A 15,951-nucleotide genomic window follows, 5' to 3' on the forward strand; every position below is an offset into this window, starting at 1 on the left:
CCGCGGATTTCGCGGGAACGGCGGCGGCTCTTTTGTTTTATCGGAAGCTTTATTCCGCGCTTATCCTTTTAGGATCTTCATAAACTCCTCGCCCGTTATCGTCTCTTTTTCGTAGAGGTACTGCGCGAGCTCGTCGAGCTTGGCGCGGCGGTCTGACAGGATTTTCAGCGCTTTTTCGTGCTGCGTCTTGACTATCGCGGAGACTTGGCGGTCTATCTGCGTCTGCGTCTCGGGCGAGCACTGCGAATAGGTCTCGCCGCCCAGGTAGCGCGCGCCTTCCGTTTCGAGCGCGACCATGCCGAACTCGTCGCTCATGCCGTAGCGCGCGACCATCGCGCGCGCGAGCTTCGTCGCCTGCTCTATGTCGTTCGCGGCTCCCGTGGACATCGTGCCGAAGGCCGTCTCCTCCGCCGCGCGTCCGCCCGTCAGCGTCGCTATTTTGTTTTCGAGCTCCTCGCGCGTGACGATGTAGCGGTCAGCCTCCTCGACCTGCATCGTGTAGCCGAGCGCGCCCGAGGTGCGCGGGATTATCGTTATCTTTTCGACGGGGGCGGAGCCGCTCTGCTCCGCGGCTACAATCGCGTGGCCTATTTCATGGTAGGCGACGGTGCGGCGCTCGCTCTCGGTCAGTATCGCGTTTTTCTTCTGGTAGCCCGCGATGACGACCTCGATGCTTTCCTCCATGTCCGCCTCGGTCGCGGCGGAGCGTCCGGCGCGGACTGCGCGCAGCGCCGCTTCGTTGACGATGTTCGCGAGCTCCGCGCCAGACGCGCCGGAGGACATTCTCGCTATCCTGTTGAAATCGACGCTCCCGTCCGTCTTGACGTGCTTCGCGTGTACGCGCAGTATCGCCTCGCGGCCCTTAAGGTCGGGCAGCTCGACGGGGACGCGGCGGTCGAATCTGCCCGGGCGCGTCAGCGCGGGGTCGAGCGACTCGGGCCTGTTGGTCGCGGCGAGTATCATGACGCCGTTGTTGCCTTCGAAGCCGTCCATCTCGGTCAGGAGCTGGTTCAGCGTCTGCTCGCGCTCGTCGTTGCCCATCGCGCGCGCGTCGCGGCGCTGGCCTATCGCGTCTATTTCGTCGATGAATACGATGCAGGGCGCTTTCTCCTTCGCCTGCTTGAAGAGGTCGCGCACCTTCGCGGCGCCCATGCCGACGAACATTTCTACGAATTCGGAGCCCGATATCGAGAAGAAGGGCACGTTCGCCTCGCCCGCGACGGCCTTCGCGAGCATCGTTTTGCCCGTACCCGGAGGGCCGACGAGCAGTATGCCCTTCGGCATCGAAGCGCCGATTTCCTTATATTTGCTCGGGTCGTGCAGGTAGTCGACTATCTCGGAGAGGTTTTCTTTCGCCTCGTCCTCGCCAGCCACGTCGCTGAACTTTATGCCCTCGGAGGATTTCACGTAGATTTTCGCGTTCGACTTTCCCATGCCGAAGGACATGAAGTTGCCGTTTCTGTCCATCATCTTTTTCGACATGTACTGCCCGATGAGGAAGAATATGCCTATCGGGATTATCCAGCTCAGCAGGATGTTGAGCAGCGGCGACATCTGCTTGATTATCTGCCCTTCGAATTTCGCGCCGGCCTCGTGCAGGCGGACGACCAGCCCGGGGTCGTTAAGCGGGCCTGTCTTGTAGATGTTCTTTTCGTCCTTGTCGGTGAATATTATCTGATTGCTCTGGATTTCGACGCGGCCGATTTCCTTGTTCTCAGTCATCGTCATGAACGTGCCGTAGTCGATGTTCTTGACCTGCTTTTCCGCCATGTACGGCATCGCGAGCAAGTTGAAGCACATCAGTATGAGCATCGCCACGCCGTAGTAATAATAGAGAGGCTTTTTGGGCTTCTGTACTTCGTGCAATTTTCCGCGCTCCTTTCGTTTCTGTCATTGACACAGCGCAATTCTAGCATACCGCGATAAAAAATAAAATGATACGCCGCAAAACGTTACGATTCGCGCCAAACGGCACGAAAAAAGCGGCCCGAAGGCCGCCTTCTAGTTAACTTTAACAATCGTTAGTTGTCATTCTCCTCAAGTCGCAGCGTTAGCTTCTTAATGGTTTCTTCGTTGCGTTCATTTCTCTCTTGTAGCTCTATGATCATAGCCTGCATAGCCATCATCTGCCTCTGCATACCCACCATGTCGCGAGCGAGTTCAGGTTTCTTTTTGATAGATTTACCTATAGCAAAGCTCACACCGGCACGTCCCATAACATCCCCATCCGAAGCTAACGACGCGCCTATATTGAACATTAGATTTTCACGTACATAGTGGAATACGCCAACTGCAACGGAGTATTCATCACGGTAAGTACCGATTCCAGCGGAAAGCGTAGTCGGTTCATACGGATTATAGGGTACGGGATGCAGCGCAGAAAGCGCGGCGGCATGAGCTCCCACGACATGGATATCTTCATTTAAGTGATCTATTCTTTGGTATGCATTCCAAAGCTGATCGCCTGTAACAGCATCGCTGCTTCCCCGGGCAATCCGTCCCGGAGCCAGGTTGCTGATTCGTGTGTTTGCCATATTGATACCAGAGCTGTTAATGTCAATATTTCCGACTCGTACGCTGTTGAACCGGGGATTATCCGATACATTGAAAGAATATGAGCCGTCCGTCTCTTGTCTTATATTTAGATTGCCGTTCGCTCCGTCTACCAAACGAAGTTTTTGCCCGTGGCTAATTTCATCTGCGGGACTGTCATTTGCTTGGAATATCCAGCTGCCCTCTTGCGATGTTTGTTTTATCGATTCCATTGTCTCATAAATATCACCGATAGCGTCGTTGAGCGTCAGGTTCTGCGCTTTGCCGCCAAATCCTTCTGTAACGGAAAAGCTATCGCCATCGTACGACACATTGTCGCCTAATATGCCGGAGATAGATGTTCCTAAAGAATACATTTGGCCTCCAGTAACGGCATCCTTGCTTCCATCTGCAATAGCGCCGTCTTTAACATTTGTCAACGCAACAGCGTCACCGCCCTTATTCAGCGTCACTTGGCTCTTCGAGTCATCATCATATGTCACCGCGCTTTCGACAGCGCCCTCAAGGTTAGCTATATTATTCTTGATATCATAGACGTCTCCCTCAACTGAAACCAATCTATTGTCTATGTCTGTTACATTTTGTTTGATATCGATAATATCATTTTGAACATCTCCGACATTACCGATAACTTCATTTAGCTGTCCAAAGTTCACGGCGTCAAGCTCATCCGTTCCTCTAGCTACATTGGATACGCGCACGGCTCCGTCATGGTCTGGGTGATCCAACACCGCAGCGTTTTCGGTCTCGTGGTAACGAATCGCGTATTTATCGAGTCCACCGATTGCTGCGCTCATATCTCCTATGCTGTCATCCACGTACTTTTTATTCGCGGCATCATAATCGCCGACCGGCGTAGCGACATTTCTTACAATGACGTTTTGAGCCCCGTCCCCTAAAGTCACTATATCTTTACGGGCCGAATCGTATCTAACAGAAAGTTCGCTGATATTTTGCAGCTCCGTAACTATCGCAGATGTCTCTGCAATATCAGCGCTGACGGCGGAAAGCTGCGAATAATTAACGGCATCTAATGCATTCCTTCCAGCGGCCACGTTACTAAGCTCGGTACCCGCTCCGTTGTTGTACTCCAAAGACACGGAAGTCTTAGTATCGTCGCTATACAGCACCGATAGGTTGTTAAGAGAATCGACTTTTGTGGTGACATCGCTAAACGCGTTATCTACATACTGTTTATTCGCCGCGTCATAAGCCCCGTTCGGAGTCTGTAAATTTGTAATCGACGCGCCGTCCATATCAATACCGGAAGCTGACAGAGATAGCTTCCCTCCTACGCTGACGCTGGTGCTCGCCGTAATAGTCCCGGCGCTTACGCTGTCGAACGCGGGAGAGGCCGCAACGTTAAACACATACGCTCCGTCAGTGTTTTTCTCTATTTCCAAATTCCGTCCGTTCGATATGCCGACTGTTCCGCCGTTGCCGACGGAGACTGGATCGTAGCTGTTGACTTTAAGATTCCAGCTTCCCTTGTCTTCCGCCGCGGCTTTGACCGCATTCAGCTGCGAAACGTTTACTGCGTCAAGGTCGTTCACGCCAGCCGCGACGTTAGTTATCGTCGTCCCGCCTTCTCCGCCTAAAGAAACCGTCTTTCTAGTTTCGTTTTCATATGTCACTGCAAGTGCGCTGGCCGCAACAGCATCACCCAGGCTGTCAATCTGTTCGCCGACATACTCTGTCAAGAAGCCTTTATTTACGGCATCATTTTCGTTGACCGGCGTTCCAAGGTTTTCTATTCTCGTATTGTTCATGTCGATGCCGGAGGCTGACAGGGACAGTTTTCCGCCCACGCTGACGCTGGTGCTCGCCGTAATAGTCCCAGCGCCTATACTGTCGAACGTTGGGGAGGCCGAGACATTAAACACATACGCTCCGTCAGCGTTTTTCTCTATTTCTAAATTCCGTCCGTTCGCTATGCCGACTGTTCCGCCGTTGCCGACGGAGACTGGATCGTAGCTGTTGACTTTAAGATTCCAGCTTCCCTTGTCTTCCGCCGCGGCTTTGACCGCATTCAGCTGCGAAACGTTTACTGCGTCAAGGTCGTTCACGCCAGCCGCGACGTTAGTTATCGTCGTCCCGCCTTCTCCGCCTAAAGAAACCGTCTTTCTAGTTTCGTTTTCATATGTCACTGCAAGTGCGCTGGCCGCAACAGCATCACCCAGGCTGTCAATCTGTTCGCCGACATACTCTGTCAAGAAGCCTTTATTTACGGCATCATTTTCGTTGACCGGCGTTCCAAGGTTTTCTATTCTCGTATTGTTCATGTCGATGCCGGAGGCTGACAGGGACAGTTTTCCGCCCACGCTGACGCTGGTGCTCGCCGTAATAGTCCCAGCGCCTATACTGTCGAACGTTGGGGAGGCCGAGACATTAAACACATACGCTCCGTCAGCGTTTTTCTCTATTTCCAAATTCCGTCCGTTCGCTATGCCGACTGTTCCGCCGTTGCCGACGGAGACTGGATCGTAGCTGTTGACTTTAAGATTCCAGCTTCCCTTGTCTTCCGCCGCGGCTTTGACCGCATTCAGCTGCGAAACGTTTACTGCGTCAAGGTCGTTTTCACCATTAGCTACATTAGTTAATTTGGTACCTGTGCTGTTAATGTTTTCAAGCGAAATCGTCTTTTTCCCGGAGTCGTCGTACTTTACGACAAGCTCGCTAAGCGTGCTTACTTCGCCGGATACGCCGCTTACGGCAGAATCTACATACTTTTTGTTAGTCGCGTCGCGTTCTAAAACAGGGTCTCCCAAATTTGTTATTTTGGCCTCGCCCATATCGATGCCATCTGCATTTGCTGAGATCGCGCCGGCTGTAATACTATTCGCTGTTAAACTGTTGGCCGTAACATTTCCGAAATTCGGATTGGACACGACATTAAAAGTGTACCCGCCGCTTCCGTCCGGCCTAATTTCTATATTACTGCCGTCGGAGATAGTTACAGATCCGCCGTTTTCGATTATCGACGGGCTATCATTATTAACTTTAAGGTTCCAAGCCCCTTTTCTTTGCGCTTCTGTCCGTACTTCATCAAGCTGAGAGACGTTCACTGCGTCGAGAGCGTTTTCTCCGTTCGCCACGTTTGTAAGTTTCGTGCCGTTACCATCGTTATTTGCTAAAGCTACTTCTGTCTTCGCTTCGCTAGTGTACTGGACGGCCAAGTTATTGAGTGAATTGACTGAGTTAACGACACTATCAACGGATGTATCTACGTATCTTTTATTCGCCGCGTCGCCGTCATTGACCGGAGATGCGAGATTGGTTATGGAGGTACCGGCCATATTTACGCCGCTCTCGCTGATTTGCACCTTTCCGCCTATCGTAACCGAAGTGAAATTCGGCGTCGGGGAAAGCGCGAAAGTTATAGCCTTGCCGTCCGCGGCGTCCGGCGTGATTGTGATATTGCCGTCGTCACCTGATTTCAACGTTACTGTGTCACCCGCTGCAATTTGCTGGCTGTCGGCATCTCCGACTTTTAAATTCCAGCCACCAGAACCGGACCCCGCATTGTATCCGTCAAGCGCTTTTTTCAGAGTCTCGACGTTTACCGCGTCATATCTGTAGTTAATACCGTCAGATGCCGTGAAGTTTTCATCCGTCAGGACTTCCGCAATGTCGCCGATCGTCGCTACATTCGTCAGATAGCGTTGAAAAGGCGCTACTGTTACAGTATTAGTTCCATTTTTTAATGAGTTATACGTGTACCCTGTGCTGCCGATTGATACTGTGTAGTTCCTGGTAACGCTGGACTGCGCACCTAAAGCGACCGAATTGAGCGTTTGTTCGTCTTGATTCTTACGGTCGCCGACAGTAGCGAAATAACCGATAGCAGTATTGTAACCTGCATCATTATCGCTGCCATAAGGGAAGTTAAACGTATAGGCACCATACGAAAGAGCCATATTAGTTTTAGAACGATCCTCGTATCCGTCATCAGGACCTGGAGTATTGCCATAATAAGCAGGATATCCCCATGCTTCAGCATTATCAGCAAGCGTAGGCGTCATTGCTTTAACAAATATTATCCCCAAGAATATGAGAATTATCATCGGGCGAAATTTTATATCATTTATGTGCTTTTTTAACATATTCTTCACCTCTTTCATGCCACCTATTTAGTCGAAAAATTGATTTTCACTGAGTTAAAGCGCAGCTGAATATCTCGGCTTATATCAACGCTATCAGCGAACCCCAACGCCTCATGCGCGGGCAGTACGACTGTCACGCCTTTTTTATTGTTTTTTATCCACTGTGAAATAACTTTTTTAAGCTCGGATGAAATGAGATTCGTAACGCGCAAATACTCGTTCTTAAATTGCACATTGAGCTCAACGCGTTTCTGCGTAATTTTTGCTTCCGCTTCCTTATCTTTGGCTACGGTTTTTCTGTATTGTTCGAGTTCTGCGTTAAGGCGTTTCTCCAAGTCATCGATATAACGCTGTCCTGCTTTACCCGGCGCACTAGAATCAATGACACGCGCGACATTTACGACAGCTACCTCCGTGGCAAAAGATGGGATTGAGAAAATTAATATCACAAACGCTATAGTTAGCATTGTGAATATTGTTCTGTTGTGTGACATTAAGATACCTCCGTTCGTTTTCTCTAGAAATAAAAGGCAAAGGCCGGACAAAAAGTTTGAAAAGAACGAAGTTTATCCCGAGTCTAAATAATTGCACGACTCAAAAGCATAAATGCGGCATAATACAGATGCAGCGCAGAAAATTATTGCGCATTTTAGGCATGATTGAAGAGTTATCACCAGGCAGGAGTTATATTTTATGAACTGAGTTTTCTCTGGGGGGGGGGGGGGTAAATATCAGTTTATCAATGTCGATTTTTTGATCCACCAGCCTTTCCTCCTAATCTATAAATTTTATGTGAAGCCTAAATCTATTTGAATTATACCAAAATTTTTCTGTTACGGCGTCTTCTGTGCCCTGCGTGCGAGGACTCTTCATATAATCTTTCGGCTGGCGTGGAAGTGCTCAAAAGCGGCCCGAAGGCCGCCTTTGAGAATTTATATCCCGCAGCTTTATCTTATGAAGTTTGTCGCGATTTTGGGTTCGCGCTCTAGCGCGGGCACTCCGGCCTTGCGGCCCGCCTCGATGCACTTCAGCAGCCACGCCATGTTCTCGCCGAGGACGCGCATCGTCTGGAGCCCTTCGGCGTCCTGCTTCGCCTCGTCGGGCGTGTTGCCGTGGATCTGGTTCCAGTAGTTCGACGAGACTATTGGCATGCAGTTTATCGTGAAATATTTGTTGAGCCTGTCGAAGGCCGCCGTCGCGCCGCCCCTGCGGCAGGAGACGACCGCCGCGCCGAGCTTGCCCGCGAGCTTCCCGCCCGCGGAGTAGAAGAGGCGGTCTAGGAAGGCGCATATCTGCCCGTTCGGCGCGGCGTAGTAGACGGGCGAGCCGGCTATGAGCGCGTCATACTCGCCGAGCTTCGCCGCCGTTTCGTTCACTATGTCGTTCCGCACGCATTTGCCGAGCTTGCGGCAGGCCCCGCAGCCCATGCAGCCCGGTATCTCTCCCTTGCCGAGCCAGAGGATTTCCGTCTCGATGCCGCGCTTTTCAATCGCGTCCGCCGCCTCGCGCAGCGCCGTGTATGTGCAGCCGTGCTCGTGCGGGCTGCCGTTTACGAGAAGAACCTTCATTATCGCCAACTCCTTTATAAAAAACGGAGCGCCGCGCGCCTTTCGGCTTCCTCCGCGCGGCGCCCCTCCGACGTATATTTTACTCTACTTTATCGACGCGCCGAGCCTGCGCGCCTCTTCAAGCTCCGGCTTGCCCTCGATGTCGCCGACGGCCATGACGCCGCCGCAGAGCACCTTGCCGCAGTCCTTCCATCCGATGTGTCCCATCAGGCGGTCGTACCAGTAGACGGTCTCCTCGAAGCCGTTGCCCTCGGCCGCCATCAGCAGCGCGCTCTCCTTGCGCGGGTTCGTATAGCTCGGGTCGCACTCCGCGACGGCGAAGAGCCTGTCGAAGGCGCACTTGAGCTGGCCGCTGATAGTCCAGTAGTAGAGCGGCGAGGCGAGCACGACGACGTCCGCCTCTTTATAAGCCGGGTATATCTGCTCCATGTCGTCCTTCTGCACGCAGGGGCTTTCGGGATTTTTGCCGCCCGCGCAGCAGCCGCGGCAGCCGTTTATCTTCATGCCTTCAAGCCAGAACTCCGTCACGCTGTGGCCCGCACTCTCCGCGCCCTCGCGGAACGCCTTTACCAGCGCCGAGGTGTTGCCGTTCTTACGCGGGCTGCCGTTCAGTACGATTATCTTCTTTCCCATTTTTATCTTCCTCCCGTTCGTTCTGCGCCGCGCCGCGCTCTTCGCGCGTTTCCCCCGCGGCGTTGACTTTGTCTCAATTCCACGCTACAAATATATACCTAACGCGGGCGCGCGCAAGTACGCACATTCGCGTGTAATACTTACCCGGAGGAAAGCGTATATGACAGAGGACAGAAAACGCTGCATCGCGGCGGCGTCGCTCGGAGAGACCGGCTTCAGCTACACGCTCTCGCTGATAAACGGCAAATACAAGATGGTGGTGCTCTACACGCTGATGGAGTTCGGCGTTGTGCGCTTCAACGAGATGAAAAAATATATCGGCGCAATTTCGTACAAGACGCTCAGCGCGACGCTCAAGGAGCTCGAAGCGGACAAGCTCGTCCACCGCGAGGAATATCCGCAGATTCCGCCGAAGGTCGAATACAGCCTGACCGATCGCGGAAAATCTCTGATACCGATACTCGACGGCATGTGCGAGTGGGGAGAGAAGAACCGCCTGCCGAAACGAGGGAGCGAAGCATAAAAAGATCCGGCCCGCGGGAGGAAGGCCGCGGGCCGGGATGTGTGGGGTGTGGAGTTGAACTCTATCGGAGGAGTTTTAAGCTTTCGCCGCGCCGCGCGGCCGCGCGGCGGGCGTAATCTGCAAGTTTGTGATTAGAATTTGGCGAAGCGCTTTCCGAACTCTTCGCACTGCTTTTTGCCCTCGTCGTCGGGCGTCAGGTTGATGATGAGCCCCTGCTCGAAGAGCGCGCAGTTGTCGCCCTTCATGCGGTCCTCCCAGTTGCGCATCCATTCGCCGTCGCCCCAGCCGAAGGAGCCGAAGAGGGCGACCTTCTTGCCCGCGAGCTCGGGCTCTATGGAGCAGAGGAACGGCTCGAACTCGCATTCCTCGAGCACCTCGGCTCCCATCGACGGGCAGCCGAGCGCGAGCTTCGCGTAGTCCGCGGTGCTGCGCGAGCCGAACTCCGCGACCGAGAAGAGGTCCGCGTGCGCGCCCTCCGCGCGTATTCCCTCGGCTATCGCGTTCGCCATAGCCTCTGTGTTGCCTGTAGCGCTCCAGTATATGACAGCTGTCTTATCCATTTATATTCCGCCTTTCCTGAATTTTATCCCCGCCGCAGCGGGAGCAGAGTATCCTTTATTGCGCGGGGCCGCCGCAGAGCTCCGCAAGCTGGACTATGCGCGCGCCGCGCTCCACCATCGAGCAAAAATATTCCGTGCATCTTCTGTAGCTTTCGAAAAGCCCCGCCGCGCGTTCGCCGTCGCCGTAAACCTTCCACGTGCCGCAGGCCTTGAAGTTTCTGCCCTCGTTCGCAATGAAGCCGCGCACGTCCTCGACGGGATAGCCGAGGAAAATTCCGATCTCGTGCGGGAACTCGCCGCATTTGCCGAGCCTCGAGCGAAGCCGCGCGATTTTCTCCGCGAGCGTCAGCCCGTGCCTGTAGCCGCAGCCGGCAAGGAAGTCTTCGGCCTCCGGCCCCATCGCCGCCGCGAGAAGCTCCTCGCGGTAGACGAAGACGAGCGCGTAGCGTTCGCACTCGCAGAGGATTTCCATCCTCACGCCGCAGGCGCGCAGTCCGTCCGCCGCTTCGCGCAGCTCCCGCGCCTCGGGCTTCCCCTCCGAAAAGTGGAGGGTGAAGAGGTTCGACGGCTTGACGCCGGCTAACGCGGGCGCGCAGTGAAGCGCGAGCAATTTTTCAACAGAGCTTCCGGTCGACATCGTTTTATCCGCCATCGTTTTTTCATCCTTGCGTTAGTCTTTGCTAACCACGCTGATATAATAAGTTAGCCAGCTCTAACTGTCAAGGGGCAAATTTATGTTTCGCGCGAAAATTTTGCGCGCGGGCGGCGGCGCTGCGCGCCTGCGTTAAGTTGACGGAGCTTCCGCGCGTCCGTATGACATGGATATCTCATCACTCACGGAGGTGACGGAAGACCCGTCGCACCATCTCCGTGAGGGTTATTTTTTGCGTTCGCCCGGCTTACGACGAAGCGCCACAAAAAAGCGCGGCCTTCCCCGACGTGAGGAAGGCCGCGCTGCGTTTAGCCGGCGGCGTTAGTTTCCGAAGCCTTTGACGAAGAACTTGATGAAGGTCAGCGTTTGCGGCTGGTAGATGATGTCGACGAGGAAGGCGCCGACTATCGGGACTATCATGAAGGCGCGGCTGCTCATGCCGTAGCGCTCGCAGACGGCGGTCATGTTGACGATCGCGGAGGGCGTAGCGCCGAGGCCGTGGCCGCAGAGGCCCGCGCACATGACGGCGGCGTCGTAGTTTTTGCCGAGGATGCGGAATACTACGAAGTAGGCCGCGCAGACCATGAAGAGCACCTGGCAGACGAGGACGAGCAGAAGTCCGCCGATGAGCCCCGAGAGGTCCCAGAGCGCGAGCGTCATCATCGCGAGCGAGAGGTAGAGGTTGAGCATTACGTCGCCGATGCCGTCGACGAGCGGGAAGCTGAATTTGTAGAGGCGCATCGAGTCGTTGATGTTGCGGACGATTACCGCCGTGAACATCGAGCCGACGTAGGTCGGGAAGCTCATGCCTATGAGCTTGCCTATCGCGCCGGAGACCTGCGTGCCTATCGCCATGCAGACGATTATCGCGACGACGTTCGTCATTATGTCGAGGCCAGTGAGCTCGCCGCCCGTGGCCGCGTTGACGCTCTTGATGTCGTCGTAGTTGTGCTGGTTTTCCTCGGGCTTGAGCTGGTATCTCTCAATGAGCGAGCGCCCGAGCGGCCCGCCGACGAGGACCGCCGAGATGAGTCCGAAGGTAGCCGCCGCCGCTCCTACGAGCGTGCCGTGCGGATAGCCCATGCGCACGAAGTCGCCGCCGTAGCTGAGCGCGGCGCCGTGGCCGCCTATCATGGATATCGCCGAGGCGAGCAGCGCGTACGGCGCTTCGACGCCGACGAGCGAGCCGACTCCGATTCCGATGAGGTTCTGGAATACGGAGATGACGCCGCAGCATATCCAGTAGACGACGAGCAGCAGGCCGCCCTTCTTGAGCAGTTTGAGGCTCGCGCCGAGTCCGACCGTCGTGAAGAAGGCCAGCATGAAGTAATCCTGGAAGATGTTCGTGAATTTCACCTGGAAGCTCCCCGTCACGTGGCCCGCGAAGGTGACGAACATGAAGATGAAGCCGCCGATGACGGGCGCGGGGATGCAGTATTTCGCAAGCGCGGGGATTTTCTTCCTGACGTAGTAGCCGAGCAGCAGTAGCAGCCCCGCGAGCGCGAGCGTCATGACGGCGTTCAGCACGATGCTTGTAATGTTGTCTGCGAATTCAAAGGACATTGTTTTACCTCCGTCCGCGGCCTTAGCCGCGTTTGATATTATTTTCCTGCGCCGCGCCGTGCGGGCTGCGGCGGCGTATAATGAAATCCGTTTGAAAACCCGCCCGCGGCCCAGCCGCGCTCCGGGCGTTCATTTTTATGGGGTTTGGCCCTCACTCCTTTTTAAGTAAAACTGTCTTGATGTTTTTAGGTAAAAATACGCATGTAATTTTTTAAAATACATGCAGTACGCGCTAGTATAGCACAAAAAAGAGAAGAGCGCCTCCGCGTCTCTTCCCTCCCGTCTTTTATGTTAGGTTTTGTTTTTTTGCGGGCGTTTTTGTTTTCGCCGCGCGGCGGTCTTTTACAGCGTCTGTTTCAGCGCCGCCTCGAAGCCGCCGCGCATCGCCAGCCGCAGTTTTTCGTCGGCGAAGACGCGCAGGCATATCGCGGCGAGGATTTTCGTCCCTTTGACGAGCGCCGCGTGGCCTTCGTCCGTCATGGTCGCGGCGGCGAACTCCCGCGTGTGGAGAGCAAGCTTCCGCTCCGTTATCGCGAGCTCCGGCTGTATCGCCGGGCAGCGGTACGATACGTTGCCTACGTCTGAGGAGCCCTGAGGACCGCGGCCCCGCGTACATTCGACGCCGTATTCCTTCATGACATCCTCCGCAAGCTTCTCCGCGGCAGGGTTCGGCAGCACCGGCTCGAAATGCCCCTCGAAGCGCTCCCACGAGACCTCGGTCGCGGTCGCTACGGCCGCGCCCCTCGCGCAGCGGAAGACGCCCTCTGTCAGCTCGTCGAGCATGTTTTTCTCCGGCGCGCGCGCCTCGACGCGGCAGACGGCCTTGTCCGGGATTATGTTCGCCGCGCCGGAGACATGCGTGATTAACGCGTGCAGGCGGCAGCCGTCGCGCATGTGGAGGCGCAGCATGTTCATCGCCTCCATGAAGAGCAGCGCCCCGCTCTGCGCGCTGCGCCCGTCCCACGGCGAGCCGGCGGAGTGCGCCGTCTGCCCCGTAAAGGTGAAGTCGAAGCCGTTGAGGCCGAGCGCGCGGTAGTCCGCGAGGCTTTCCGCGGCGTCGGAGTGTATCATCACGGCGAGGTCGGCGTCGTCGAATACGCCGTCGTCCGCCATTTTTATCTTCGCGCCGTCGCCCTCCTCGGCGGGCGTGCCGACTACGCGCAGCTCGCCGCAGAGCCCCGCGCCGGCCATTGCCTCGCCGAGCGCGAGCCCCGCGTAGAGCGACATCGTGCCGTGCAGGTTGTGCCCGCAGCCGTGGCCGATGCCGGGCAGCGCGTCGTACTCCGCCATTATCGCTACGGCGGGCTTTTTCGCGCCGAAGGATTTTTTCGCCATGAAGGCGGTCGGTATGCCGCAGAACGGATATTCGACCTCGAAGCCCTCCCCGCGCAGCTTTTCCGCCATGAGCCTGCTGCTCTCGTACTCCTCGCCGGACAGCTCCGGGTGCTCCGCGAGCCAGTCGCTGAAGGCCGCCATCTCCGCGGCGCGCGCGTCGATAATTTCCTCGGCCCTGCGCAAAATCGCTTTTTCGTCCTGCATTTCATACCGCTCCCTTCTGTTTTACGGATATTATAAAGCCTGCGCGCGCGGCGAAGGAGCATAAAAAAATCCCGCCGTCCGGGCGCTCGGCGCGCGGCGGGCGGCGGGAAGATACAAGCTGCGGCGGCGGCGCTTACGGCTGTTTTTTCAGCACGGGGCTGAGGGCGCGGCCGCAGGCGAGCAGCGTCGTGAGGTTGTGCAGTATAGCGGAGGTGCGCGGCGTGACGCGGCCCGCGAGGCCGAGCAGTATCAGCAGCGTGTTGACGCCGACTATCGCGGCGTAGTTCGTCTTTATCTTGCTCATCGTGCGCGAGCTTATGCGGCGAGCGTCGGCGAGCCGTTCGAGCCTGTCGTCGAGCAGGACGACGTTGGCCACCTCCTGCGCGATGTCCGCGCCGTGCTTCATCGTTACGCCAACGGAGGCTTCCGACAACGCGGGCGAGTCGTTTATGCCGTCGCCTATCATTACGACGCGGCGGCCCTTTTCGCGCAGTTCCTTGATGTATTTCGCCTTGTCCTGCGGCAGCATCTCGGCGCAGGTCTCGGTGATTCCGGCCTCGGCTGCGGTCTTCTGCGCGGCGCGCCTGCCGTCGCCCGTAAGCATGACTATGTTCGTCAGCCCTTCGGCCTTGAGTTCGGCTATGACGTATGGCGCTTCGCGCTTGAGCGGGTCTTCGATGCATATTATTCCCGCCAACTCGCCGCCTATCGCCAAATAGAGCAAGGAATAGCGCTCCGCCTCCTCCGTCGCTGCGGTTTTCTGTTCGTCCGTCCACGCAGTGCCTTCGTCGTCGAATACGAAGTGGCGGCTGCCTATTATCGTCTTTTCGCCGCGCAGGCTCGAAGCTATGCCGTGCGCGACCATATATTTGACTTCGGCGTGCTCCTCTTCGTGGCGCAGCTCCTCCTCCGCGGCTTTGCGGACGACGGCGCGCGCTATCGGGTGCGGGAAGTGCTCCTCAAGGCAGGCGGCGAGGCGCAGCACCTCTTCGCGGCTGCGTCCGCCGAAGGGCACGACCTTCGCGACGCGCGGCTCGGCGGCGGTCAGCGTGCCCGTCTTGTCGAATACCGCGGTGTCGGCCTCCGCCAGCGCCTCGATGTACTTTCCGCCCTTTATCAGCACGCCGTTTTTGACGCCCTCGCGCATCGCGGCGAGTATCGCGAGCGGCGTCGCTATCTTTATCGCGCAGGAGTAGTCGACCATTATCGCCGACGCCGCGCGCTCCGCGCTGCGCGTGAAGAGATAGACCGCCGCGGCGAGCGCGAAGTTGTAGGGCACTATCGAGTCGGCGAGCTTTTCGGCCTGGCTCTGGACGCTCGCCTTGCGCCCCTCGGATTCTTCTATGACTTTGATTATTTTGTCTATCCGCGTGGTCCCGGCGACGGCTTTCACTTCTATTGTGATTTCGCCTTCTTCGACCGCGGTCCCCGCGTAGACGCTCGCCCCGGCGCGGCGGACTATGCCGAGCGGCTCGCCGGTCATCGAGGACTGGTTGACGACCGCCTCCCCTTCGGCGACCGTGCCGTCGGCCGGTATTATCGAGCCTGCGCGGACTATGAGCATGTCGCCCGCGCGCAGCTCGGAGAAGGGTATCTCAACCTCCGCGCCGTCCTTCTTTATCCAGACTTTATCGACGCGCAGCGCAAGGCTCTGAGCAAGGTCTTCCTTCGAGCGGTGCTGCGTCCACGCCTCCATTTCTTCGGAGAGCGACATGAGCGTCATTATAACGCCGGCGGTCGTAATGTCGCCGCGCAGTATCGCGCTGGATATGGCGGCGGCGTCAAGTACGGCTACGTTGAGCCGCCGCAGGAGGAAAAAAGCCTTCAGCCCGCGCGCGACGTAGGGTGCGGCGCGCCACAGGCATATTACGCGGCGCACTTTGTACGGCAGAAAAAGCATACGGAAGGCCATGCCCGCGGCCGTGCGCAGCAGCGTCGGGACGAGCGGCGCGCCGCGCCGCGGCATCTCCACGCCCTCGTAGTATTCGCGCGTCATTACGGATACGGCGGCTAAAATTTCGTCCCTGCGTTCTCGTTCAAAATATATCAGCACGCTGCCGGTGCGGTGCGACGCCTTTACCTTTATAACTCCGTTCAGCGTCTCAAGCACGGCGCAGACGGACGGGGCTTCGTCCTTCGTAAACGTCCCCGCGGGCGTTCTCAGGCGCACGCGCCCCGGCAGTTCGTGAACTATCTTAAATTCCATAAATTCTTCCCCGCAATCATAAAGAGTCCGCATTTTGCGAAAAACGCGGAC

General features: G+C 56.5%; 11 protein-coding genes. 1 reads left to right on the plus strand and 10 read right to left on the minus strand.

Annotation, left to right across the window (positions count from 1 at the left end; all coding sequences use genetic code 11):
• Positions 1-60: 60 nt before the first annotated feature.
• The 5 genes from ftsH to ABGT66_RS01615 all read right to left on the minus strand — a co-directional run bounded on the left by ftsH (position 61) and on the right by ABGT66_RS01615 (position 8,857).
• Positions 61-1,866: an ATP-dependent zinc metalloprotease FtsH gene (gene ftsH / locus ABGT66_RS01595; protein ID WP_346688368.1), complete on the minus strand. Its 1,806-nt coding sequence runs from the start codon at positions 1,864-1,866 to the stop codon at positions 61-63.
• Positions 1,867-2,021: 155 nt separating this feature from the next.
• The gene (locus tag ABGT66_RS01600; protein ID WP_346688370.1) at positions 2,022-6,674 is read right to left on the minus strand and encodes a YadA-like family protein; all 4,653 of its coding nucleotides are present in this window, start codon (positions 6,672-6,674) and stop codon (positions 2,022-2,024) included.
• Between the two features lie 5 nt (positions 6,675-6,679).
• Complete coding sequence (locus tag ABGT66_RS01605) at positions 6,680-7,150, minus strand: hypothetical protein (RefSeq protein ID WP_346688372.1); 471 nt, start codon at positions 7,148-7,150, stop codon at positions 6,680-6,682.
• A gap of 453 nt (positions 7,151-7,603) precedes the next feature.
• Positions 7,604-8,224: a flavodoxin family protein gene (locus ABGT66_RS01610; RefSeq protein ID WP_346688374.1), complete on the minus strand. Its 621-nt coding sequence runs from the start codon at positions 8,222-8,224 to the stop codon at positions 7,604-7,606.
• Between the two features lie 84 nt (positions 8,225-8,308).
• Positions 8,309-8,857, minus strand: coding sequence for a flavodoxin family protein (locus tag ABGT66_RS01615; RefSeq protein ID WP_346688375.1), 549 nt, complete (start codon positions 8,855-8,857; stop codon positions 8,309-8,311).
• A 160-nt stretch (positions 8,858-9,017) separates the two neighbouring features.
• On the opposite strand from ABGT66_RS01615, the gene ABGT66_RS01620 reads away from it, so the two are divergent.
• A complete protein-coding gene (locus tag ABGT66_RS01620) occupies positions 9,018-9,380 on the plus strand; it encodes a helix-turn-helix domain-containing protein (RefSeq protein WP_346688377.1) in 363 nt (120 codons plus the stop codon).
• Positions 9,381-9,511: 131 nt separating this feature from the next.
• On the opposite strand, the gene ABGT66_RS01625 is transcribed toward ABGT66_RS01620, so the two are convergent.
• From ABGT66_RS01625 to ABGT66_RS01645, 5 genes are all read right to left on the minus strand, one after another.
• Positions 9,512-9,940, minus strand: a complete 429-nt coding sequence (locus ABGT66_RS01625; RefSeq protein ID WP_294192892.1) for a flavodoxin — start codon at positions 9,938-9,940, stop codon at positions 9,512-9,514.
• A 55-nt stretch (positions 9,941-9,995) separates the two neighbouring features.
• Positions 9,996-10,592: a DUF3793 family protein gene (locus ABGT66_RS01630; RefSeq protein WP_346688379.1), complete on the minus strand. Its 597-nt coding sequence runs from the start codon at positions 10,590-10,592 to the stop codon at positions 9,996-9,998.
• A 321-nt stretch (positions 10,593-10,913) separates the two neighbouring features.
• On the minus strand, positions 10,914-12,155 hold the full coding sequence (gene gltS, locus ABGT66_RS01635; protein WP_346688381.1) for a sodium/glutamate symporter: 1,242 nt from the start codon (positions 12,153-12,155) through the stop codon (positions 10,914-10,916).
• A gap of 342 nt (positions 12,156-12,497) precedes the next feature.
• A complete protein-coding gene (locus ABGT66_RS01640) occupies positions 12,498-13,694 on the minus strand; it encodes a M20 family metallopeptidase (protein ID WP_346688383.1) in 1,197 nt (398 codons plus the stop codon).
• A 133-nt stretch (positions 13,695-13,827) separates the two neighbouring features.
• Entirely contained in the window at positions 13,828-15,900 is a 2,073-nt protein-coding gene (locus ABGT66_RS01645; RefSeq protein WP_346688385.1) for a heavy metal translocating P-type ATPase, read from the minus strand.
• Positions 15,901-15,951 lie beyond the last annotated feature (51 nt).

The sequence above is a fragment of the uncultured Cloacibacillus sp. genome (assembly GCF_963926575.1).
In the GTDB taxonomy this organism is placed as follows: domain Bacteria; phylum Synergistota; class Synergistia; order Synergistales; family Synergistaceae; genus Caccocola; species Caccocola faecigallinarum.